Source organism: Mesorhizobium sp. WSM3868 (assembly GCF_002294785.1).
GTDB lineage: Bacteria > Pseudomonadota > Alphaproteobacteria > Rhizobiales > Rhizobiaceae > Mesorhizobium.
The window spans coordinates 1-23,192 of record NZ_NSGB01000016.1; the positions used below are offsets into that span (position 1 = coordinate 1).

The following is a 23,192-nucleotide window of genomic DNA, read 5'->3' on the forward strand; positions in this document are numbered from 1 at the left end:
ATCCGCAGGCTCGCCCAAAACATCTTGGCTGCCCATCCCCTCGACAAACCAATCGCCAGCAAGATGCGCAGGGCCAATTGGAGCAAAGACTTCTTCTATGAACTCTTTACTCATATGCGATAGCCCTGCCGTTCTACGGGGAGTGTAGCCGGCGGGTGAGGGGCAGCGCCAGCTTGCGCGATTTAGTTCAGACGCTGCCTGAGGTTCGGGAGCCAGAGCCAATTGTGAGGCGCTTGCACTGCCCCGCCCTTCGGGCACCTTCTCCCCGTGTAACAGGGAGAAGGGAAGACGCTCACCCCTTCGACCGCAGCGCGTCGTTCAATCCCCACATGTCCTTTTCCTCCGGTGCGGTCTCCAAGTTCAGCACCGGCACCTGCCTGCGCAGATGGCCGTGGTGGGTGCGCACGCCATATTCGAGGTCGGAGAGGTAGAAGCCCCCGAACGCCTCGGAGAGCATGGATTCGTTCGACCAGACGGAGAGCTGGACATCCTCGTTCATGGTGTCGCGGTCGATGCGGTAGGCAAGGTAGCGCGCCGCCGCCTGCTCCCGCGTCTCGTCCTTGTAGCGATAGATCGCGCCGCGCAGCAGCGTCTCGCCGGTGGACAGCGGGAACTCCTGATAGAACTGCACCGATTCCGGCATGATCGACAGCGCGTTGTTGGGGAAGATGCCGTAATAGATCCAGGCTTTGCGCAGATGCTCCGGCAGGTGCGTCGGCTCGGGCGCTATTTTGATGTACTGGTTGACGCTCCAGCGCCGCCCGGCATGCGGGTTGTAGGTGGCGAAGGACCGCGACACGCCGTTGACGAAGGGTTCGTCGAAATAGGTCGCGCCGTAGAGGTCCTGCAGCGCCGGATGCGCCATGGCGACGTGATAGCCCTCATTGTCGACGTCGCGCACCGATTTCCAGTTGACCGGTGATTTCTGGGTCCAGATGCCCAAGCACGGCACCATGTCGGCAACATTGTAATGGGCGATCTCCGCCTCGATCGGCTTCAAGAGTTCAGCCACGGAAGGCTGCGGGCCACCGTTGCGGAAGCGGATGAAGATGAAGCCCATCCAGACTTCGAGATCGAGCGGCATCAGCCCGAACTCGGTCTTGTCGAGTTCCGGGAAGGAGCGCGGACGGGCAGCCCCCCGCAGCGTGCCGTCGAGATTGTAGACCCAGCCGTGGAACGGGCAGATCAGCGCGTTCTTGCAGGTGCCCTGGCTGTCGGCGACGACGCGGCTGCCGCGATGACGGCACATGTTGTTGAAGGCACGCACGACGCCGTCCTTGCCGCGCACGACCAGCGCCCGCTCGCCAATGACGTCCATGGTCAGATAGTCGCCCGGATTTGGCACGTCGGAGACATGGCCGGCGATCTGCCAGTGATTGCGGAAGACGTATTCCTTCTCAAGCTCGAGAAGGGCGTTGGAGTGGTAACTCCACCCCGGCAGACCCCGCCGGTCCCAATCGTTGGGGATGGCCACGTCACGCAGGTGCGGGTTCATAAGAATGCTCTCGTTTTGTTGAATGCTCATTCAATAAAAGCATATTTTCCATTAAAATGCAATGGCTTGTGAAAATATGGAAATATCATGGCGACCGGCTTACAGTCATCCGAGCCAAGAAAATCCCGGAAAATCCGAGCCTTAACCAGGAGTGCAACACGGCGGTTCCAGCTTCGGATCCGCAGTTTGTGAGGGCACCGTTTCGACGCGCTTCGCGCATCGGACGATCGCGAGAGCCATGCCAATTCTGCGCCTGTGTGAGGTCGGTTACAGTCCGCCGCATCCGACAGGAGCAAAAGGAACAGAACGATCCCCGTTTCAGTCCTGTTACATGGGCCATCGCGCCCTATCATTCGGCTGTTACGTGGTGCGGTTAAGTTCGTTTCAAGGAAAAAAGAAAGATAACGAAGGGAACAGCCGATGTTTGCTAAAGTTCGGATCGCCGATGCCAGCCGCCGCTCTTACGGTCCCGAGCGCAATGATCGCCGTCCGAAGCTGGCGTTGCGCCAGCGCGCCAGCGACCATCCGATGGCGATGTTCATGCTGCTGGGTGTTGCCGCCTTCGCCAGCATGGTGCTTGCGCCAGCCGCGGGTCCCGCTTTTGCCTCGATCAATCCTCCGGCCAATGTCGTGGAGGGCGCGCCGACGACGCTCAAAACCGCGCGCCTGCCGCAGTCGCAAGTCGAATTCGCCTGCAAAGGGCAGAGCTGGGGCGCCGAGAACGCCGAATGCCTGCGTGCCATTGCCGAGCAGTCCGGTCAGCAACGGGCCCGAGCTGTGCGTATGATCGCCAATGCCGCGCCGCTGACCGACACCCCGAACGTGTTTTAGGCTCCCCTGAGCGCACCCTCCGCGCTCCAGTCAGGCTCCCGCCGCAAAGTCGGTCGGGAGCCTCTTTTTTCGAATCCGACGATATCCAGGTGAAGCCGCAGAGGGAGCGATTTCAGATATCGGCGCCGTTGTCGGCCGCCGCGACATCGGCAACGGTCGCAAGGATGCCGCGGACGTCGAGCGTCGAGAAGGGCTTCTCCAGGATCTGCGGCCGCTGCTGCGGCGGCAGTGCCTCAATCTCGGCCTTGGCGCCGATGAGGTCGCCGGTGACCAGCACGAAACGCTGCGCCAGCCCCGGCCGTTCGGCCAGCAATTCACGGTAGATCGATATGCCGCTGGTGCCCGGCATGCGCAGGTCGGAAAACACGATGTCCGGCGGCATCTGCCCGCTCAGCACCTCGCCGGCGGACGTCCAGCTTGGCACGAGACGCGACTTGAGCCCCATGAGCTCCAATATGTCGGACAGCGAACCGGCGACGTCGGGCTCGTCGTCGATGATCAGCGCATGGCGCAGCCCGCTCGACCGCGCCGGACCCTCGCCGGCCTTTGCCGCATTGCCGACAATCGCCGGCAACTGGACGACGAAGCGTGCGCCGTGCGGCTGCACCTCTTCGAACCAGATGTTGCCGTTGTGACGCTCGACGATCGATTTCGAGATCGACAGGCCGATGCCGGTACCGACGCCGACCGGCTTGGTGGTGAAGTAGGATTCGAAAATGCGTGAGCGGATCGCATCGGGAATGCCGGGTCCGTTGTCCTCGACCGAGAAGCCGGGATTGCCGCGCTCGCTGCGAAAGGTCCGCACTTTGATGCGCCGCTCGCCGGTGATGCCGGCCAGCGCATGTTGGCTGTTGATGAGGAAGTTGGCCGCGACCTGCGTGACATGGTCGGCGTCGGCCATGGCGAGCAGCGGGCCGTTGGCGAAGTCGGTGTCGATGATGATGCCGCTGGAGCGCGCACCATAGGCGGTCACTTCGAGCGCCGAGCGCATCACCTGGTTGAGGTCGGTTTCGGCCTGCTCGGTCGGATGCAGGCGCACCATCGACAGGAAGCTCTTGACGATGCGCCCGCAGCGTTCGGCGGCCGCGCGCACCTTTTCGGCGCGCACCTTGGTCTGCGGGTCGGCCGCGAATTCATGCAGCAGGGTCGATTGCGCGACCACAACCGCCAGCGGGTTGTTGAGCTCATGCGAGACGCCGGCGAGCAGCGAGCCCATTGCCGCCATCTTCTCATTCTGGTGCAGCTTCTCGCGCTGGCGGTTGATCTCTTCTTCGGCGTGCAGCTTCTCGCGCAGGTCGCGGATCGAGCCGAAGATGAGCCGGCGGTCGGCAACCCGCATCTCCGTCGCGGTCAGCTCGATCGGAAAGATCTCGCCGGCCGCGTTCTGGGTCACTGTCTCCAGCCGCTGGCCAACCATCGGCGCGCCCCGTCCGGCCATGTACTCGGCGCCCGACGAATAACCCTTGCGGTAATAATGCGGCACGATCGTGTCGATCAGATCCTTGCCGAGGATGTCGCTGCGCTTGAAGCCGAACATCTTCTCGGCGGCCGGATTGAATTCGATGATGGAGCCGGCCTCGTCGATGACGATGATGGCGTCGAGCGAAGCCTGCAGCATGGTGCGGCGGATAACCTCGCTGGCATGCGCCTCTGAGGGCGAGCGCTCGATGGCGTCGCCGATGGCGAGCGCGATGATGTGAAGCGTCGCCTCCTCTTCATCCGTCCATTCGCGTTCGGCCGCGCAGTCATTGACCGCCAGAGTGCCCCAGAGATGGCCGTGGGCGAAGACCGACACCGAAATGAAGGATTTTATGTTCTGCTTCTCGAAGTCGGCCCGCAGGAAACCATCGAGGTCGCGCGTGTGGCCGGCGAAGACCTTGCCCTGGCGCTCATCCTCCTGCAACTGCTCCAGGAGCGGATCGGAGTTGATGATCGACTGCATGATCACGGTAGGCGATGCGAGCTCGCCGCCAAAAGCAGGGTCGATCCAATAGGAGGCCACGGACTGGGCGAAGCCCTCGCCCGGCAACTCGCGCAAACGGAAGAGAATGCCGCGCTGGCAGTCCAACGAACGGCACAGTGCCTCCAGTATGCTGTCCATCTCGCGCTGCCAGTCGCCTGCTTCGCGCAAGCGGCGAACGACATGGACGGCCGCCATCGCGGCGCCCTGGCGGGAGCCGTGCATCTCTGTCCGTGCGGCCTCAGCTGTCATCGTCGAACGTCAATCTCCGGGGCCATATCGGTAAACCATGAAATCCAGCACACAAGCCCGAAAATCGACGACGAATTTTCTGGGGTCATGCGCCGGACCGGAATGCTACAGCGTCAATTGCGTATCCGGAAGGTGCGCGGCGCCGGAGTCAGTTGCCGTCGCCAGCCGGCAGCGAGAAGATATAGCCCTCGCCACGAACCGTGCGCAGGAATTTAGGATTGGCGGGGTCCGCCTCGATCTTCTTTCTCAGACGCATGATGCGGATGTCGACAGCGCGCGACGATTCCGGGTCTTCCACGAAGCCGATCGCCTCCGAGATCGCCGCCCGCGTCAAAAGCCGGTTGGCGCGGGTGAGGAAAACTTCCAGCACGTCGAACTCGCTCTTGGCCATCTCGATGACCGCGCCATTGGCGCCGGTCACCAGCCTGCCGTCGAAATCGGCCTGGAAGCTGCCGAAATTCATGAAGCGGCGCGTGCCGGCCTCGGTCTTCGTGGCCTGCGGGGCAACCGGCTGCGGCACGCGGCGCAGCACACTGCGGACCCTCGCCAGCACTTCGCGCAACTCATAGGGCTTGACGATGTAGTCGTCGGCGCCGAGCTCCAGGCCGACGATGCGGTCGAGCGCGGTGCCGGCGGCGGTGGCGTAGATGATGCCGATCTGCGTCTTGGAGCGCAGCCAGCGGCCGAGCGACAAGCCGTCCTCGCCGGGCATGGCGATGTCGAGGATGGCGAGGTGGAAGGGTTGCGCCTCGAGCAGGCTGCGCGCCGCCGCGGCATTCTCGGCCGTGGCAACGTCATAGCCGCTGGCGCCGAGATACTCGGCGACCGCTTCCCTCAGATCCGGCTCGTCCTCGACGACAATGATGCGCGCCTTCACAATGGTCTCGCTCCCGCTTTCAGCGGAAAGTAGATTGGGTATAAACATGATGTCCAGCGCTCATCTCGAGTTGTCCGTGGCGGAGTGGAGAAAATGGCAGCACGATCCGTCGTCGCGCTTGTGTCCGTTGCCGAAGTGGTGGCCGGCGACCTGGCCGACCATCTCGAGCGGCGCGGGCACGACGTGCGTCAGGCGCGCCAGCCCTGGGAGGCGGAGTCGCTGCTTTCGGCAGGCGGCATCGACGTGGTGGTCGTCGGTGACGACGTGACCCAGGCGGAGGGGCGCGAACTGCTCAAGCGCTATAGTAGCCAAGGCGGGGGCGGCGAGGGTGGCTGCGACTTCATCCTGATCTGCCGGCCCGCCGATCTCGTCGACAAGGTGCTGGCGCTGGAGCTCGGCGCAGCCGACGTGATCGAAAGCCCGCTCAATGTGCGCGAGCTGGCGGCGCGCATCGGCCGCCTGCTGACGCGGCGCGGCCGCAACCCCCAGGAACTGATCGTGCTGGAGAATGCGACCGTCGACTTGAGGTCGGCCATGGTCATGCATCGTTCCGGCGCCGAGGATCAGCTGTCGCCGGGGCAGGTGGCGCTGTTGAGATTGTTTCTGGCGAGCCCGCGAAAGGTGCTGACGCGCGACGACATCATTGCCGCCGCGCCCGCCGAGAATGCCGACGCTTTCGACCGCTCGATCGATTCGCGCATCGTGAGGCTGCGCCGTAAGCTCGATACGGAGACCATCACCACGATCAGGGGTGCCGGTTACCGGTTCGATCCGCCGACGCCGCGCACCGACTGAGGCGAGGGCCACCAGGTCTTTTCCTCGATCTTGCATCGGATTTCCAAAACCGCTTCGCACTTTTGGATCCGACGCCGGTGCCTAGCGCACCACGAGGATCGAGGGGCCAGACGGCAATTCGGCGCTGGCGGCGATCTCGGCGTGGGCGCGCTCCTTGAGCAGCACCGTTGCAAGCGCGGCAAAGCCAAGCAGCCCCTGGGCATAAAGCAGTGCGGACAGCACCGAAGCGGCAAATTTCGTCTTCATAACTCAATCCCCAATTCGATAGTCGTCGATGCTTCAGGAGACTCCCGAAGCGCCCGCGCCGCTTACGGAGCCCCCCGCTGCGGCGCGGGCCTTCGGTCCTCTCGGCAGCAAGTAGCCGGAGGGGCCGCGCATCCCTATCAGCCGAAGACCGACCCGCCAGAGGGCCCTCAGCCGGTTGACGCGCAGGCTGGAGATGATCCAGACCGTGGCGATGAACAGTGCAGTGTGCAGTGTCGAAACCTCGCCGGAATTCATGGCGCCAAGCGCCGTCACAGGGTTCCCGGCGACAGAGCCGACAGCACCGAGGATGACTGCCGAGACGCCGATCCTGAGAAACCAGGTGCGAACTTTCGATTTCCTGCCCATTTTCGTTTGCTGATGTCTGTTCCCGTGACCTCGACATTGCCGCGGGCCTGTATCCGCATCATGCCGCGCAAGTCGCGCTTTGTTGCAATTCGGTTTCGAGATTAGGAGAAAGGCTTTCATATCAAAGCCATATACGCTTTGCCCGCCGGTTTCGGCCTGCTTGGTATTGCCGGCAGCCGGTCTAAGGGAGTGTGTTCTCTGGAATTAGGCCGTTAACTTAGAGAAACGAATTCGAAACATTAACGCATATTAAGCGAAATAGGCCTGAAACAGGTGATCGCGATAAGACGATCCATCGAAATTGCAGCCGGCCCGACCGGCATAAGAGAGAGAGGGATCGTCATGCATACCGCCATTTCAGCCAAGCTCATCCACGTCACCGCCGCCGCGCTCACCGGCGCGGCTCTGCTCTTCGGCAGCAACGCCGCTCATGCCAACCAGCTCGTCGCCCGGGTTTCGCTGTCGCAGCAGATCATGGAAGTCACGGTCGACGGCCGGCCGACGTTCACCTGGAAAGTGTCGACGGGCGACAGGGGGCACATCACGCCGACAGGGTCATTCAAGCCGACCCGCATGCATGAGATGTGGTATTCGAAGAAATACGACAATGCGCCGATGCCGCATTCGGTCTTCTTCAGCGGCGGCTATGCGGTGCATGCGACCTATGCCATCAAGCATCTTGGCCGGCCAGCCTCGCATGGCTGCGTACGCCTGCATCCCGATGCCGCGGCCGACTTCTATCAGCTCGTCGAGGCCTTCGGCCCGGGCAACACCAGCATCCTCATCGTAAAGTAACGGGTCAAGTAGCGGGCGGATTGCCGCCTTCAAGCCAGGTTCGACGCAATTCCGGACGGAAGGCCAGGCGAAGTCGCTGAGCAACCGTTCCACACTTTTCCTGGAATTGCTCTGGCGCCGAAGCCGTGGGGCGACCGCCTAAAAAAGAGGCCGGGATTTTCCGGCCTCTTTTTGTTTTTGGAGCAGTCCTGGATTGCTTCAGGTGGGCAGCGCCGGCATCAGCTTCGGATCGGGCTTCTCGGCGAGATGCGGCAGATCCTTGCTGGCGATGAAGGTGTAGAACATGGGCACGACGAACAGCGTGAACATCGTGCCGACCAGAATGCCGGTGAAGATGACGAGGCCCATCGAGTAGCGCGCCGCGGCGCCGGCGCCGCTGGAGATGATCAGCGGCACGACGCCGAGCGCCATCGCGGCCGTCGTCATCAGGATCGGCCGCAGGCGCACCTTGGCCGAGGCGATGATGGCATCGCGGCGCCGCATGCCATGGATTTCGCGCTGCTGGTTGGCGAATTCCACCAAAAGGATGCCGTGCTTGGTGATGAGGCCGATCAGGGTGATCAGTCCGACCTGCGTGTAGATGTTGAGCGTTCCGAGGCCGATATTGAGCGGCACGATGGCACCGAAGATCGAAAGCGGCACCGCCATCATGATGATCAGCGGATCGCGGAAGCTCTCGAACTGAGCGGCCAGAACCAAGTAGATCACGATCACGGCGGCCGCGAAGGCGATCAGGATGGTGTTGCCCTGCTCCTTTTCCTGCCGCGATTGGCCGGAATAGTCGATGAAGAAGGTGTCGGGCAGCGTTTCCCTGGCCAGATCCTCCAGCACTTTCAATCCGTCGCCGGTGGTCACGCCGGGCAAGGGCAGGGCGGAGATGGTGGCCGAGTTCAGCTGGTTGAACTGCTCGATCGCTGCCGGCGAGGCGTTGGTCGAGATATGCACCACCGCCGACAGCGGCACCATCTTGCCGTCGACGCTGCGCACGAAATACTCGCCGAGCTTCGCCGGATTGTCGCGGAACTCCTGCGGCACCTGTGGGATGATGTCATAGCTGTTGGAGTCGCGATCGAACTGCGCCACTTCGGCGCCGCCGACCAGCAGCGTCAGCGTGTTGCCGATGTCGGCGATGGGCAGGTTCAGCGCCGCTGCGCGCTCGCGGTCGATGGTGACGGTGACCTGCGGCGCGTCATAGGACATCGAGTTCTGCACGACGATGAAGCGGCCTGAAGCCTGCGCCTTGTTCTTGATCTTCTCGGCCTGGTCGAAGACTTCCGAGGGATCGCCGGTCGAGCGAACCACCATCGAGATCGGCAGGCCGCCGCCCGAGCCGGGCAGCGTCGGCGGCGCGAAGACGAAAGCCTCGACGCCGGCGACCTTGGCCAAGCGACCGGTGATGTCGGCCTGGATCTCCTTCGAGCTGCGCTGCCGTTCGGCCCAGTCCTTGAAGGCAAAGCCGACAAAGGCGCCGTTGGTGGCGCCGCCGAAGGCGACCGCCGAGAACTGCGCCCGCGTTTCCGGAATGTCCTTAACAAGACCGAGGATCTGGTTGACGTAGGTCTCGGTGTAGTCCGAGGTCGCGTAGCGCGGGGCGGTTACGATGGAAAGCAGGAAGCCCTGGTCTTCCTCCGGCGCCAGTTCGGTCGAGGTCTTGGTGAACATGAAGCCGGTGAGCGCGACCAGCGCGACGACGATGATAAAGGTAACCGGCCTGTTTCTGAGCGAAGCGGTCACGGCCCGCTCGTAGACACGCTCGACACGGCTGAAGGTGCCGTCGACGATGCGCTGGAAGCGGCCGTGCGCGCCAGCCTTCAAGAGGCGAGCCGACATCATCGGCGTGATGGTCACCGCAATCAGGCCGGACAGCACCACGGAGCCGGCCAACGTGACCGCGAACTCGCGGAACAGCGCGCCGGTCAGACCGCCGGTGAAGGCAAGCGGCGCAAACACGGCGGCCAGCGTAATGGTCATGGCGACGATTGCCGAGAAGATCTCGCGCATGCCGTTGAAGGCCGCCTGCATCGGCGACATGCCGTCTTCCTCCATATGGCGGTGGATGTTCTCCACCACCACGATGGCGTCGTCGACGACAAGGCCGATCGCCAGCACCATGGCAAGCAGCGACAGAAGGTTGATCGAATAGCCTACCGCAAACAGAATGAAACAGACGCCGATCAGCGACAGAGGGATGGTCACGATCGGCATCATCACCGAGCGGAAGGATCCGAGGAAGAGCAGGATGACGAGAATGACGATGGCGACAGCCTCACCGATGGTCTTGAACACCTCCTCGATCGAGGCGCTGATCTGCTCGGTGGAATCGTAGACGATCTCGATCGTCATGCCCTTCGGCAACGTATCCTGGATCACCGGCACGATCTTGTGGATCGCCTCGGCCGTCGTCAGCGGATTGGCGGCAGGCGTTGGGAAGATGGCCAGGAAGGTGCCCGGCTTGCCGTTGAAGCTCACCCTCGTGTCGGTGCTGGCGGCGCCAAGCTCGACCCGAGCCACATCGCGCAGCCGCACCACCTGGCCGTCGGTCGAGCGGATGGGGAGCTGCGCGAAGGCTTCCGGCGTCTGCAGGGTCGAGTGAACCGCGATCGAGGAAACCACATACTCGTTCTGTGTGTTGCCGGGCGCGGACAGGAAATTGGAATTGTTGATCGCAGTCAGCACGTCGGCGGCCGTGGCGCCGCGGGCTGCGAGCCTGACCGGGTCGATCCAGACCCGCATCGAATATTCCTCGGCGCCGAAGATCTGGACGTCGGCGACTCCTTCCACCGTCGAGATGCGCGGCCGCACGACGCGCTCGATGTACTCGGTCAGCTGCTCCTTCGTCATGTTCGGATTCTGCATCGAAATATACATCATCGCGAACTGCTGGCCGGTGCCCTTGACGATCACCGGATCCTTGGCGGCATCCGGCAAGGTGCCGCGCACGCCCTGAACCTTGGACAGCACCTCGGTCAACGCAACATCGGGATTGGAGCCGAGCTTCATCTGGACGGTCACCGTGCTCGAAGACGGGCGGCTCGACGAGGTGACGTAGTCGATGTTTTCCGTCGAGGCGACGGCGCGCGCGATCGGCGCGGAGATGAAGCCCTGAATCAGGTCGGCGCTGGCTCCGGGATAGGCCGTGGTGATGGTGATCGCCGTCTCGTCAACCTTCGGATACTGGCGGATCGACAGGTTGAAGATGGCCTGGAAACCCAGGAGCAGGATCATGCAGGCCAGCACCGTCGAGAGGACGGGGCGGCGAATGAAGATATCGGAAAAGCTCATTGCTGAACCTGCTTGTTTGCCGATTTGCTGGGATCAACGGTGTTGTCGACCGCAACGGACATGCCGTTGAAGAGCCGGTTCTGACCGGCGGTCACGACCTGGTCACCAGCCTTCAGGCCTTCGACGATCTCGACCATGCCGTTGTTGCGGCGGCCGAGCTTGACGAAGACCTGCGACAGAACGAGTGCCGGCTGTTGCCCGGTTTCGGCCGGCTTTTGAGCGTTCTCAGCCGGCTTCGCAGCTCTGTCGGCGGCGTTTGCCGTATCGGAGACCGGCTTCGAGGCATCGGCTTGCGGCTTGGCTGCATCGCCGGCAGGCTTCTCCGCGCCGGACTTCTGGTCTTCCGGTTTTGCTGGCGCGGCAGCGCCGGCCTCAGCGGGCTTGGGCGGCACCACCACGAAGACATAGTCGCCGTAGAGGCTCGAGGTCACCGCCGTCTGCGGCACCGAGATGACGTTGCTTTCCTCCGGCAACTCGACGCGGATTTGCACGAACTGGCCCGGGGTCAGCTTGCCCTCCGGGTTGGCGACCTCGCCGCGGATCGACACCAGCCGGCTTGCCGGGTCGATCTTGGGATCGATGCCGCGGATCGAGCCGGCAAAGGACATGTCGGCAGCATTGCTGCCGATCCGCACCGTCTGGCCGATCTTCAGCAGCGGCAGCTGCTGTTCGGGCACGGTGAAGTCGACCCGCATCGTGTCCAGATCCTGGATCGTGACGACTGAGTTGCCGGGCGCCAGATACTGGCCGATATCGATCTTAGGAATGCCGACCGTCCCGGTGAAGGGAGCTGCGAGTTGCTTTTGGTCGAGCACGGCTTGCAGCTTGTTCACTTGCGCGGCCGATGCGGTCGCCGCCGCGCGCGCGGCATCAAGCGTAGCGTCGGTGCCGACGCCACGCCGCTGCAATTCCAGCGCGCGGGTCAGCGCCGCCTGGTCGGATGCGGCCTGAGCCTTCTGCGCCACCAGATCGGCCTTCTCGACAGCATCGTCGAGCTGCAGAAGCACAGCGTCGGCCGCGACCTTCTGGTTGGCGTGGAAGAGGATGTCCTTGACGATGCCGGCCGTCTCGACGGTCAGGTCGACGCCGCGCACGGCGTTGACGGTGCCGATCGCCTCGACGCCGGGCGTCCAGTTCGAAGGCTTCGCCACGATGGTCGACACTGTCGCCGCCGGCGGTTTCATGGTGGCGAAAAACTGCTTGATCGCATTGTCGCGAAACAGGTTGAAGCCGACGATGCCGGCGCACACCACGGCGAGCAGCAGCAGAATTCCGGTGATGATGAAGAAGCGCTTCACGGATAGTTCCCCTCGAGCCGGCAACCGGCAACGTCAATTGCCGGGACACATATCGACGATAAATCCCGATTTCAAATTGCGGGCGCCTTACTGTACCGTCTGGACGGTCTTGTCAATTCCACAAGGCCTAATGTAAGGGAAGGCGTGATGAAAGCTCGCAGGGCAAACTCGCGCGACAGGATACTTGCAGCGGCAGCCGACGTGGCGCGCGAGGCGGGCCCGGGAAGCCTGTCGCTCGACGCCATCGCCAATCGGGCCGGCGTGTCGAAGGGCGGTCTGCTCTACAATTTCCCGACCAAGGCCAAGCTGATGCAGGGGCTGGTCGAGAATTACCTCAATGCTTTCGAGCAAGCGCTCGAAGAACGCACGGCCGAGGCAAGCGATGAAAGCGCGCTCGCGGCCTACATACGGCTCTCGGCCGATGATTGCGAGAAGCCGAAACCTTCGGCCTCCTGGATGTTCTCCGCGATCGCCGAGGATCCGGAATTCCTGACGCCGATCAAAGCCTTCAAGCGGCAGCTGTTCGAACGGCTGAAGGGGGAAACGGACGACCTCGGCTCGCTGCTGGTTTGTTTCCTCGCCATCGAGGGGCTGCGCAGCATGAATCTTTTCGATTCAGACGTGCTGTCGCAGCAGGAGCACAAGCTCCTGGTTTCCTCGCTTCTCAAGATAGCCGGATAGGTCGCAGGCTCACATCAGCGGCGGCAAAGACGCTGAGACAAAGACGGCGCCTTTCGCGGCGCTCTCTTCATTTGTATCCAGTGCGTGGAGCGAGCGCTCACCGGTACGCAAAAAGACCGCCGGATTTTTCCGACGGCGTGGTCATAGTTGCCGAATGAAAGATATCAGGTCGGGTCTTCGCGATGCAGGTCGTGGATGGCGACGCCTTCGACATTGGTCGGCAGCATCAGCCACTGCTTGTGGCGCAGCGTCCGTTCGGTGTCCTCGAGGCCCATCTCCCAGTGCTCGCGCATCGAGGTCCCCGAGAACTCATAGTCCTTGGCGTGGCCTTCGTAGCCTTTGTGCTGGTAGATCAGGTGGACGATGTTGACCACGCCGGCGTCGGAATAGTCGGCAATCAATTCCTTCTCGCCCTCTATCAGAAATTCCGGCGGAACGCGCTTCAGTGCATCGAGCAGCTTCATCTTCAGCGCATGGATGCGCTGGAAATTGTCGGTGTTCTGGCGCGTGCGGCTGGAATACATGATGTCCTTGTGACGCGACAGCACGTCGGCCATGCCGCGCGGCAGCACGCCGCGAGCGCTGAACAGATCGACCTGGAAGACCAGCGAGGTGCGGTCCTCTTCTTGGTCGAGCAGATATTGCAGCGGCGTGTTGGAGACGATGCCGCCGTCCCAGTAGTACTCGCCCTCGATGCGGATCGAGGGGAAGGCCGGCGGCAGCGCGCCGCTCGCCATGATGTGCTCCGGTCCGATGCGCACCTTGTCGGTGTCGAAATAGACGAAGTTGCCGGTCCTGACATTGACGGCGCCGACACTCAGCCGCTTTTTGCCGTCGTTCAGAATGTCGAAGTCGATCAGGCTTTCCAGCGTGTCCTTCAGCTCGGCGGTGTCGTAGAAGCTGGTAGCGCCTTCCGCCCCCGGCAGCTGGAACCAGGGATTGGGATGGCGTGGCTTGAAGAAGCCGGGCTGGCCCATAGTCATCGTCATCCACGAAGAAGTGCGGTTGCGGATGTCGCGATAGATGTCGCCTTCGGGCGTATAGGCCCAGATCTTGCGGCCCGAGACCGTCTGCCAGAACTGCTCCAGCCGCTGCAGGCGCCGGCTCGGCTCGTTGCCGGCGATGATCGATGCGTTGATCGCGCCGATCGAGACGCCGGACAGCCAGGTCGGCTCGCAGCCGGCGTCGGACAGCGCCTGATAGACACCGGCCTGATAAGCGCCCAGCGCGCCGCCCCCCTGGAACACCAGGGCGATGCGGTCGTATTGCGCCGTTATTTCCTCGATGGTGGCGGCTGCCGCCGTTTTTGGGGTGCGTTCAAGCACGAGCCTTCTCCGGCTGGATTGCGCTGGTCGCGGACCGGCCGGCGAGATAGTCGTGAACGACCTCGCCCAGTCCGAGCGTCAGATCGGCGGTGAAGTGGACGGCCGAAACCACCTCCAGTACCGGCAGCTTGGCGACGTCGGCCGTGACATGCGGCCGAAGGTCGAGCGCGGCCGGCGCCGTCCAGGCTTCCTTCAGCGTCACGTCGGTGAGGTAGTAACGGACCAGCTCGCAGATGCGCGTGCTGCCGTCGACATGCGGGATGACCTTGAACAGAAAGTTTGGCGCGGCGAGCGAGGCGAGCACCTGGTCGTGGTCGGCCTCGCGGTGCTTGTAGCCCATGGTGCCGGTGGCGCAGAGCACGCTGCCATAGTGGAGGGTGCCGACCACGACCTCGCCCTCATGCACGATCTTGGGGCTGGCCAGCTTCTTCGGGAATCCCCAGAGCTCGCGGCCGCCGGCGATCGGCGCGTCGTCGTCGAGATACATGGAATGGACATAGCCGCCATGTTGTCCGCCGAAGCGCACGGGGATCACCTGACCGGTCTCGGTATAGTCGCCGAAGCCGGTCGAATCCGGCATGCGGATGAACTCATACTTGACCAGCGGCTCATCGATCTCGAGTGGCTTCGGCACGACGGCTTCCAGCGCCTCGCGCGTCGTGCGGTAGGTGATGATGATGTATTCGCGGTCGAAGAAACGGTAGGGGCCTGGCGGAAAAGAAGGGTTGGTAAGCGGCATCGCATAGGCGCGCTTCACGACTTCGGCGATTTCCAAGCTGTTCACCCTTCAGGAATGACACACGCGGCTCGCACAGGGGATTATGTTGCACGGCACCATGACAGTGCCATGTACGCCCTAGGACCGCCAGCTTCCTGTCGCTCGAACTGCATCACAACATTGTAATCGCGCCGAAATACGGGCATGGCATTGTTATGTTGCGGCGCACAAACTATGTGGTCAACAGTCCCTCCCTCCACGTGCGAGATCTGCCATGGGTTCCCTTTCTTCCAAGAATGCGCTCGTCACTGGCTCGACCAGCGGCATCGGCCTTGCAATCGCCCGCGCCTTTGCCGCCGAGGGCGCCAACGTCACCATCAACGGCCTGGGCGATGCCGCGGCGATCGAAAAGGAGCGCGCCGGCATCGAGAGGGATTTCGGCGTCAAGTGCCGCTACTCCGGCGCCAACATGATGGACGGCGCGGCGGTCACCGCCATGATCCGCGAGGCCGAGGAGGCGTTCGGCAGCCTCGACATCCTGGTCAACAATGCCGGCATCCAGCATGTCGCGCCGATCGACGAGTTCCCCGACGACAAGTGGGAAGCAATCATCCGCATCAACCTGCTTGCCGCCTTCTATGCCATCAAGGCGGTGCTGCCGGGCATGAAGAGCCGCAAATGGGGCCGCATCATCAACACGGCCTCGGCGCATGCGCTGGTCGCCTCGCCGTTCAAGTCGGCCTATGTCTCGGCCAAGCACGGCATTGCCGGCCTGACCAAGACGGTGGCGCTGGAAGTCGCGCAGGATGGCATCACCGTCAATGCGATCGCGCCCGGATATGTCTGGACGCCGCTGGTCGAGAAGCAGATCCCCGACACGATGAAGGCGCGTGGCATGACCGAGGAACAGGTCAAGCACGATGTGCTGCTTGCCGCGCAGCCGACCAAGGAGTTCGTCAGCGTTGAGGAACTGGCGGCACTGGCGCTGTTCCTGTGCTCGGATGCGGCCAAGCAGATGACCGGCACAACCCTGCCGATGGATGGCGGCTGGACGGCGCAGTAGGTGGAGCTTCCAAAGAAGGTGCGGGGCCGCGCCTTCCTCGACAAGAATTCTTGACAATCGTGGGGGAGCGTTCCAGCATCCTGGCTAAGGGGTTCCCCGCGACGACCCCGTGAGGCGTCAGCCCAACGATCGCGTCCAAACTCTCTTCGTTCAGGAGGTGGACGCCATGCCGTCAACAACTCAGATCACAGTGCCGCAGCTTGCCCGACTCGTCGGCCTGCCGGATGCACCTCGCGTCGTCGACGTACGCATCGACGACGACTTTCAAGCCGATCCGCGGCTGCTGCCGGCTTCTTACCGGCGCGACTTCAGAACCGTCTCGACCTGGGCGGCCGACTTCTCCGGATCCAAGATCGTGGTCATCTGCCAGCGCGGAGAGAAGCTCTCGCAAGGCGTTGCCGCGTGGCTGCGCCACGAGGGCATTCCGGCGGAATCGTTGGAAGGCGGTTTCGCGGCCTGGGCCGCCGCCAAGGCGCCGTTAGTCGCGGCCGACGCCATTCCGCCCCGCGACGGGAAGGGTCGCACCGTATGGGTCACACGTTCCCGGCCGAAGGTCGATCGCATCGCCTGCCCCTGGCTGATCCGACGATTTGTCGATCCTGGCGCCGTGTTCCTGTTCGTCGACCCGGCCGAGGTGCCCCTGGTCGCGGACCGCTTCGCCGCGGTGCCCTTCGACATCGAAGGCGTGTTCTGGAGCCATCGCGGCGATCATTGCACCTTCGACACGATGATCGAGGAGTTCGGCCTGCGCACCGAGGCGCTCGATCGTCTGGCGCTGATCGTGCGCGGCGCGGATACAGCGCGTCTCGACCTGGTGCCGCAGGCTGCCGGGTTCCTCGCCGCGTCGCTCGGCCTGTCGCGCATGTTCCGCGACGACCTGGAACAGCTCGAAGCCGGCATGCTGCTCTATGACGCTTTCTTCCGCTGGTGCCGCGACGCCACGGACGAGACGCATAACTGGCCGGCGGGGGGTAAGCAACAATGACAGTGCTTGCCAAGGACAGCGCCGCGCAGCCGGCCGATGTCCCGGCTGTGCCGACCTTCAGTGATGCGACGCGGCTGTGGGCCAAGATCGGCCTGCTCTCTTTCGGCGGGCCGGCCGGGCAGATCGCCCTGATGCACAAGGAACTGGTCGAGGAGCGCCGCTGGATCGGCGAGGAGCGGTTCCTGCATGCTCTGAACTACTGCATGCTTCTTCCGGGTCCCGAGGCGCAGCAGCTTGCCGTCTATATCGGCTGGCTGCTGCACCGGACGGCCGGCGGCCTCGTCGCCGGGACATTGTTCGTGCTCCCGGGAGCACTGGTCATGCTTGCCCTGAGCAGTTTCTACATGCTCTATAACGACGCGCCGGTCATCGAGGCGCTGTTCTTCGGCATCAAGGCGGCGGTGCTGGCGGTCGTCGTCGAAGCGGTGATCCGCATCGGCAAGCGGGCGCTGAAGAACCGGGTCATGGTGGCCATCGCGGTGGCGGCCTTTCTCGCCATCTATGTCCTCAAGCTGCCGTTTCCGCTGATCGTGCTTGCGGCGGGACTCATTGGCTGGGTCGGCAATCGCTTTGCACCAGGGCTGTTTTCGGGCTCGGCACACGGCAAGGGCAACGCCGCCGCCGACAGAGGCGGCGTGGTCGACCTGATGTTCGAGCGCGGCGAGCTCGGCCACACCGTGCCGACCAAATGGCACGCGGCCCGGACCATCGCCATCTGGCTGCCGGTCTGGCTCGGACCGGTGGCGCTGATCGCGGTGTTGGCAGGGCCGGGGAGCGTGTGGGCGCAGATCGGCGGCTTCTTCAGCCTGATGGCGGTCGTCACCTTCGGCGGAGCCTATGCGGTTCTGGCCTATGTCGCGCAAGCCGCGGTGACCTCGTTCGGCTGGCTTTCGCCCGGAGAAATGGTCGACGGGCTCGGGCTTGCCGAGACGACGCCCGGACCGCTGATCCTGGTGCTGCAATTCGTCGGCTTCGCCGCCGCCTATCGCCATGCGGGCACGCTAGCCCCTCTGCTTGCAGGGTCGCTTGGGGCGGCGCTGACGCTCTGGGCTACCTTTGCGCCCTGCTTCTTCTGGATATTCCTCGGAGCGCCTTACATCGAGCAGCTGCGGCAGAACAAGGCGTTGTCGGCGGCGCTCGGTGCTATCACGGCAGCGGTCGTCGGCGTGGTGATGAACCTTGCGCTGTGGTTCGCGCTGCATGTCGTCTTCGGCAAAGTCGAGAGCGTCGGCTGGGGCGTCGAGGTTCCGGTCGTTTCCTCGCTCGACTGGCGCGCGGCGCTGCTGTCGGCGGCGGCGATGGTCGCCATGCTCAGGCTGAAGGCCGGCATGCTGCCGACGCTCGCGGCATCCGCGCTGGCGGGACTGGCTCTACAGGCATTGTGAATTGTTTCCAGCCGCAGCCAAGCGTGATCGAGAGCTATGTTTACAACTAACATGTCAGTATGCTACGTCTGCCCGCGGATTGATGAATGGAGAATTGCAGGTGGGTTCGCGCTTTGGTCTGTCGGTTGCGCTCACAACGCCCTTTGATGCAGCCGGGCGGATCGCCGTTCCGGTGATAACCGAGCATGCTAAGGCCTGTCTCGATGCTGGCTGCAGCAGCGTAACGCTGTTCGGCACCACCGGCGAAGGCGCTTCCGTCGGTACGGCGGAGCGGCTGGCGGTCATCGATGCCATGCTTGCGGCGGGCATATCCGCCGACCAACTCGTTGCAGGCGTGCTGGTCGATGCGGCGGAGGACGCTGCCGAGCAGTGCCGCCAGGCGTTGCAGCGCGGCGCCCGCAACGTCCTTCTGGCGCCGCCGAGCTATTTCAAGAATGTCGGTGACGATGGGTTGTTCGGCTGGTTCGGCGCCGTGTTCGCCGCGCTCGGTCCGCTGGCCCGCGGCATGCTGCTCTACAACATCCCCTCGGTCACGACGGTGCAGCTGTCGCTCGACCTGATCGGCCGGCTTCGCAAGGCGTATCCGGGCGTGGTCGCCGGGGTCAAGGATTCCGGTGGAGACTGGCGCTACAGCGAAGCGCTGCTCAAGGCGCATGGCGACCTGATCATCCTCATCGGCGACGAACGGCATCTGGCGCCGGCGGTGCGGATCGGCGGCCAGGGCGCGATTTCCGGCATGGCCAATTTCGCCGCCGGCGAACTGCGCGCCATGATCGAGAGCGGACGCGACGACTCCCGCGTGGAAAGCTTCGTCCTCGAACTGCTCCGGCATCCGGTCATCCCGGCGGTGAAGGCCATGGTGGCGCGCCAAACCGGCGACGAACGCTGGCTGACGGTTCGGCCGCCGCTCGTGCCGGTAGCCTTGCAGGAACGGCAGCAGCTTGGCGCCGCTTACGACAGGCTGTTTGCGATACAGGCAGCCTGAACCGGGGAGGGCGCTGATCGGCATGGACGACACGAGCGAACCGGCAACCCTCAGGGAGAAGGCCTATGCCAGCTTCACGCGGCATCTGCTGGCCCGCGACCTCAGGCCCGGCCAGTTCGTTTCGCAGCGCGAGCTGGTCGCCTTCACCGGCCTGCCGCTCGGAGCCATCCGCGAGATCGTGCCGCGGCTCGAGGCCGAGGGACTGCTGACCACCATACCGCAACGCGGCATGCAGATCGCGCATATCGACATCAGCCTGATCCGCGAGGCTTTCCAGTTCCGCCTGTTCATGGAGCGCGAGGCGGTCGCGCTGTTTGCCGTCAACGCGTCCGACGCCGAGATTGCGGGTCTCAGGCGCGAGCACGAGGACATGCTCGCCCAAGCGCTGGCGCAGACCCCGACCCCCGAAATGGAAGCCAAGGCCCAGAACATCGACTGGGCTATGCATGACACCTTCATCAGCGCGCTGGGCAACGAGATCATCGCCAAGGCCTATCTGGTAAATTCGGTGAAGATCCGGCTCATCCATCAGGAGCGGTTCCGCATCGACGGTCGCGTCGTGCCGGTCATGCGCGAGCATCTTGCGGTGATCGAGGCCCTGGAGAAACGCGATCCGCAGGTGGCGGTCGAGGCGATCAGCCAGCACATCGACAATGCGCGCCGGCTGGCGCTGCAGATTTGAGGAAGCAAAACCGCGCCGCAATCGTCGTGGCGTAAATCGACAACGACAACCGGGAGGAAGAAATGTCGTCCAATCCATTCAGTCCAACCAGAAGGCAGCTGCTCCAGGGAACCGCGGCTCTCGCCGCCACCGGCCTCGTCGGTCTTCGTCCGAGCTTCGCCGCGGGCGTCGACTGGAAGCGCTTTGCCGGCACGACGCTCGACGTCAACCTGGTCAAGAGCCCGCGCAGCGACACCATCCTGAAGAATCTCGCGGAGTTCGAGGAGCTGACCGGCATCAAGGTCAATGCCGAGGCGACACCCGAACAGCAGCAGCGCCAGAAGACGGTGATCGAACTCAGCTCTGGCAAGCCGAGCTTCGACGTCGTGCATCTGAGCTACCATGTGCAGAAGCGCCAGTTCGAGAAGGGCGGCTGGCTGGCCGACATTTCCGGCTTCGTTGCCGATCCGGGCCTCACCGATCCAGGCCTGACCGAAAGCGACTTCGCCGAGGCGGGCATCCAGTTCGCCAAGGACGGCCAGGGCGTGCTGCGCTCGCTGCCATTCTCGGTCGACTACTGGATCCTCTACTGGAACAAGGAGCTGTTCGACGCCAAGGGTATAAAATATCCCGAGAGCTTCGAGCAGCTGGTGGCCGCCGCTGAAGCACTGACGGATCCCTCAAGCAACACCTTCGGTTTCGTCGCACGCGGTCTCAAGAACGCCAACACGCCGGTATGGACGTCGCTGATGCTCGGCTACGACATGACGCCGCTCGGCAGCGACGGCAAGCTGCGCACCACCTCGCCGGAGGCGATCGAGGCTGCCGCCCTCTACCAGCGGCTGATGACCAAGGCCGCGCCTCCCGGCGTCACCGGCTTCAACTGGGCCGAGGCGCAATCCGCCTTCCTGCAGGGCAAGATCGGCATGTGGTTCGATGGCGTGGGCTTCGCGCCGCCAATGGAAAATCCGGAAAAATCGCGCGTCGTCGGCAAGGTCGGCTATGGCGTCATGCCGAAGGGTCCCAAGGCGCATGCCGCAGGCACGTTCGGCGACGGCATCGGTGTCACGTCCGCCAGCGCGAAGAAGGAAGCGGCCTATCTGTTCTGCCAGTGGGCGGTCTCTCCGGCCATGGGCGCGCGCCTGCTGCAGGCCGGCGCCGGCGTGCCGTTCCGCAAGTCGGTGCTGGAAGACCCCAAGGTGCGCGAAGGCGTCACCATGCCGCCGAGCTGGCTGGATGCGGTGGTCGGCTCAGGCAATATCAGCCGGCTGGCGCTGCCGGTCATCATCCCGGTCACCGAGTTCCGGGACATCTATGGCGTGGCGCTGACCAACATGATTGCCGGCGCAGATCCCGCCGACGAACTGAAGAAGGCCACCGAGCAGTTCCAGCCGGTTCTCGACAGGAGTGAGCAAGGCTGATGTCCGCCATCGCCCCGGAACGCGCAGGGGTAACGGCGCAAGCCGTCGAAGAGAGCCAGCCGATCCGGCTGGCTCCAAACTACTGGCCTTTCGTCATTCCTGCGCTCGTCGTCGTCGGCGCCGTGATCGTCTTTCCCTGGGCCTTCACGTTGTGGATGAGCGTCAACAGCTGGACGCTCGGCCAATCGCGAAGCTTTGCCGGGATGGAAAATTATATGCGCCTGGCGAGCGATCCGCGGTTTTGGGAATCGCTCTGGCATACCTTGATCTATACTTTCCTGTCGGTGGTCGCGCCGATGTTTTTCGGTACCGTCGCCGCGCTCATTTTCGACGCCAGGTTTGCCTTGCGCGGCCTGCTGCGCGGCGTCTTCGTGATGCCGATGATGGCCACACCCGTCGCCGTGGCATTGGTCTGGACCATGATGTTCCATCCGCAGCTCGGCGTGCTCAACTATCTCCTGTCGCTGGTCGGCATTCCGGCGCAGGAGTGGATCTTCAACGCCAACACCGTCATTCCTTCGCTGGTCGCGGTGGAGACCTGGCAGTGGACGCCGCTGGTGATGCTGATCGTGCTGGGTGGGCTGGCATCCGTGCCGCGCGAGCCGTTCGAAAGCGCCGAGATCGACGGCGCCAATGCCTGGCAGCAGTTCCGCTACCTCACCTTGCCGATGATCGCGCCGTTTCTGATGATCGCGGTCATCATCCGCACGATCGATGCGCTCAAGAGCTTCGATATCATCTACGCGATGACCCAAGGTGGGCCGGGCACGGCATCGGAAACAATCAACATCTATCTCTACAACACCGCCTTCTCCTATTACGACATGGGCTACGGCTCGGCCATGGCGGTGGTGTTCTTCATCGTCATCGTGGCCCTGTCCTTCATCCTCCTGATGTTGCGCCAGCGCTCGCAATGGGTCGACACGGAGGGCAAATAGGTGAGCTCGCGGCTGCTCAACAAGATAGGCCTGTTCTTCGCGGCGCTGGTGCTGGTCTCGCCGGCGATCCTGTTCTTCCTCTGGATGATCTCGCTGTCGCTGAAGTTCGAGATCGACAACGGCGCCTATCCGCCGATCCTGATCCCGGAGCGCTTCGCCTGGTCGAACTACGCAAAGGTGTTCGAGGAGAACAATTTCCTGCTCTATCTGTGGAACTCGGTGCTGGTGACCGGCACGGCGACGCTGCTGGCGCTGCTGATCGGAGTGCCGGCCGGCTATGGCATCGCCAGGCTCAAGGCGGAACGCTCGGCGATCGTAATCATGATCGCCCGCATGACGCCCGGGCTTTCCTATCTCATCCCGCTGTTCCTCCTGTTTCAGTGGCTGGGCATCCTCGGCACGCTCTGGCCGCAGATCATCATCCATCTGGTGGTGACGGTGCCGATCGTGGTCTGGGTGATGATCGGCTATTTCGAGACGACGCCGATGGAATTGGAGGAGGCCGCCAACATCGACGGCGCCAGTTCGTGGCAGGTGTTTCGCCTGGTCGCGCTGCCGATCGCCAAGCCCGGCATCGTCGTCGCCTTCATCCTGTCGATCATCTTCTCGTGGAACAACTTCGTCTTCGGCGTCGTGCTCGCCAGCCGCGAGACGCGGACACTGCCGGTCGCGGTCTACAACATGTTGTCCTACGAGCAGGTGAGCTGGGGGCCGCTCGCCGCCGCCGCGCTCGTGGTGACGCTGCCGGTGCTGGTGCTGACCATGTTCGCGCAACGGCAGATCGTCGCCGGGCTGACCGCCGGCGCGGTCAAGGGTGGCTGAGCGCCTGATCC

21 protein-coding genes are annotated in these 23,192 nt (G+C 63.5%); 12 read left to right on the forward strand and 9 right to left on the reverse strand.

The window, feature by feature from the left end; all coding sequences use genetic code 11:
* Window positions 1-292: 292 nt before the first annotated feature.
* Window positions 293-1,495 (reverse strand): aromatic ring-hydroxylating dioxygenase subunit alpha, encoded by a 1,203-nt coding sequence (locus CK221_RS22420; protein WP_095779308.1) that lies wholly within the window; start codon window positions 1,493-1,495, stop codon window positions 293-295.
* A gap of 420 nt (window positions 1,496-1,915) precedes the next feature.
* Here CK221_RS22420 and CK221_RS22425 point away from each other — a divergent pair, with 420 nt between their 5' ends.
* The gene (locus tag CK221_RS22425) at window positions 1,916-2,326 is read left to right on the forward strand and encodes a hypothetical protein (RefSeq protein ID WP_095779309.1); all 411 of its coding nucleotides are present in this window, start codon (window positions 1,916-1,918) and stop codon (window positions 2,324-2,326) included.
* 112 nt (window positions 2,327-2,438) lie between these two features.
* On the opposite strand, the gene CK221_RS22430 is transcribed toward CK221_RS22425, so the two are convergent.
* Both CK221_RS22430 and CK221_RS22435 read right to left on the reverse strand, forming a co-directional pair.
* Window positions 2,439-4,538 (reverse strand): sensor histidine kinase, encoded by a 2,100-nt coding sequence (locus tag CK221_RS22430; protein WP_170950282.1) that lies wholly within the window; start codon window positions 4,536-4,538, stop codon window positions 2,439-2,441.
* Window positions 4,539-4,686: 148 nt separating this feature from the next.
* Window positions 4,687-5,415 carry a response regulator transcription factor gene (locus CK221_RS22435; protein ID WP_245430708.1) on the reverse strand — a complete coding sequence of 243 codons (729 nt, stop codon included), beginning with the start codon at window positions 5,413-5,415 and terminating at the stop codon, window positions 4,687-4,689.
* Between the two features lie 93 nt (window positions 5,416-5,508).
* Here CK221_RS22435 and CK221_RS22440 point away from each other — a divergent pair, with 93 nt between their 5' ends.
* Complete coding sequence (locus CK221_RS22440) at window positions 5,509-6,210, forward strand: response regulator transcription factor (RefSeq protein WP_066990432.1); 702 nt, start codon at window positions 5,509-5,511, stop codon at window positions 6,208-6,210.
* An 81-nt stretch (window positions 6,211-6,291) separates the two neighbouring features.
* Here the strand turns inward: CK221_RS22440 and CK221_RS22445 are convergent, their stop codons facing one another.
* Both CK221_RS22445 and CK221_RS22450 read right to left on the reverse strand, forming a co-directional pair.
* On the reverse strand, window positions 6,292-6,456 hold the full coding sequence (locus CK221_RS22445; protein WP_082953640.1) for a hypothetical protein: 165 nt from the start codon (window positions 6,454-6,456) through the stop codon (window positions 6,292-6,294).
* Between the two features lie 33 nt (window positions 6,457-6,489).
* Window positions 6,490-6,822 carry a hypothetical protein gene (locus CK221_RS22450; protein ID WP_095779311.1) on the reverse strand — a complete coding sequence of 111 codons (333 nt, stop codon included), beginning with the start codon at window positions 6,820-6,822 and terminating at the stop codon, window positions 6,490-6,492.
* 342 nt (window positions 6,823-7,164) lie between these two features.
* Here CK221_RS22450 and CK221_RS22455 point away from each other — a divergent pair, with 342 nt between their 5' ends.
* Entirely contained in the window at window positions 7,165-7,617 is a 453-nt protein-coding gene (locus tag CK221_RS22455) for a L,D-transpeptidase (protein ID WP_066990426.1), read from the forward strand.
* A 198-nt stretch (window positions 7,618-7,815) separates the two neighbouring features.
* Here CK221_RS22455 and CK221_RS22460 read toward each other — a convergent pair whose 3' ends face one another.
* On the reverse strand, window positions 7,816-10,899 hold the full coding sequence (locus CK221_RS22460) for an efflux RND transporter permease subunit (protein WP_066990424.1): 3,084 nt from the start codon (window positions 10,897-10,899) through the stop codon (window positions 7,816-7,818).
* Window positions 10,896-12,197 (reverse strand): efflux RND transporter periplasmic adaptor subunit, encoded by a 1,302-nt coding sequence (locus tag CK221_RS22465; protein ID WP_095779312.1) that lies wholly within the window; start codon window positions 12,195-12,197, stop codon window positions 10,896-10,898. Before CK221_RS22465 ends, CK221_RS22460 begins: the two co-directional genes overlap by 4 nt.
* A gap of 147 nt (window positions 12,198-12,344) precedes the next feature.
* Between CK221_RS22465 and CK221_RS22470 the strand changes: the two genes are divergently transcribed.
* Window positions 12,345-12,878: a TetR/AcrR family transcriptional regulator gene (locus CK221_RS22470; protein WP_066990416.1), complete on the forward strand. Its 534-nt coding sequence runs from the start codon at window positions 12,345-12,347 to the stop codon at window positions 12,876-12,878.
* 164 nt (window positions 12,879-13,042) lie between these two features.
* Here CK221_RS22470 and CK221_RS22475 read toward each other — a convergent pair whose 3' ends face one another.
* Both CK221_RS22475 and CK221_RS22480 read right to left on the reverse strand, forming a co-directional pair.
* A complete protein-coding gene (locus CK221_RS22475) occupies window positions 13,043-14,203 on the reverse strand; it encodes a patatin-like phospholipase family protein (protein ID WP_095779313.1) in 1,161 nt (386 codons plus the stop codon).
* Window positions 14,196-14,978: an acetoacetate decarboxylase gene (locus CK221_RS22480; protein ID WP_095779314.1), complete on the reverse strand. Its 783-nt coding sequence runs from the start codon at window positions 14,976-14,978 to the stop codon at window positions 14,196-14,198. The genes CK221_RS22475 and CK221_RS22480 overlap by 8 nt, the downstream gene beginning before the upstream one ends.
* Window positions 14,979-15,195: 217 nt before the next feature.
* Between CK221_RS22480 and CK221_RS22485 the strand changes: the two genes are divergently transcribed.
* From CK221_RS22485 to CK221_RS22520, 8 genes are all read left to right on the forward strand, one after another.
* The gene (locus CK221_RS22485) at window positions 15,196-15,984 is read left to right on the forward strand and encodes a 3-hydroxybutyrate dehydrogenase (RefSeq protein ID WP_095779315.1); all 789 of its coding nucleotides are present in this window, start codon (window positions 15,196-15,198) and stop codon (window positions 15,982-15,984) included.
* A 166-nt stretch (window positions 15,985-16,150) separates the two neighbouring features.
* Complete coding sequence (locus CK221_RS22490) at window positions 16,151-16,969, forward strand: sulfurtransferase/chromate resistance protein (protein ID WP_095779316.1); 819 nt, start codon at window positions 16,151-16,153, stop codon at window positions 16,967-16,969.
* Complete coding sequence (gene chrA / locus CK221_RS22495) at window positions 16,966-18,354, forward strand: chromate efflux transporter (protein ID WP_095779317.1); 1,389 nt, start codon at window positions 16,966-16,968, stop codon at window positions 18,352-18,354. The genes CK221_RS22490 and chrA overlap by 4 nt, the downstream gene beginning before the upstream one ends.
* 100 nt (window positions 18,355-18,454) lie before the next feature.
* A complete protein-coding gene (locus tag CK221_RS22500; protein WP_095779384.1) occupies window positions 18,455-19,339 on the forward strand; it encodes a dihydrodipicolinate synthase family protein in 885 nt (294 codons plus the stop codon).
* A gap of 22 nt (window positions 19,340-19,361) precedes the next feature.
* Window positions 19,362-20,021: a GntR family transcriptional regulator gene (locus CK221_RS22505; protein WP_095779318.1), complete on the forward strand. Its 660-nt coding sequence runs from the start codon at window positions 19,362-19,364 to the stop codon at window positions 20,019-20,021.
* Between the two features lie 62 nt (window positions 20,022-20,083).
* The gene (locus tag CK221_RS22510; RefSeq protein WP_095779319.1) at window positions 20,084-21,421 is read left to right on the forward strand and encodes a sugar ABC transporter substrate-binding protein; all 1,338 of its coding nucleotides are present in this window, start codon (window positions 20,084-20,086) and stop codon (window positions 21,419-21,421) included.
* The gene (locus CK221_RS22515; RefSeq protein ID WP_095779320.1) at window positions 21,421-22,359 is read left to right on the forward strand and encodes a sugar ABC transporter permease; all 939 of its coding nucleotides are present in this window, start codon (window positions 21,421-21,423) and stop codon (window positions 22,357-22,359) included. The genes CK221_RS22510 and CK221_RS22515 overlap by 1 nt, the downstream gene beginning before the upstream one ends.
* The gene (locus CK221_RS22520) at window positions 22,360-23,181 is read left to right on the forward strand and encodes a carbohydrate ABC transporter permease (RefSeq protein ID WP_082953638.1); all 822 of its coding nucleotides are present in this window, start codon (window positions 22,360-22,362) and stop codon (window positions 23,179-23,181) included.
* The last annotated feature ends 11 nt before the right edge of the window (window positions 23,182-23,192 follow it).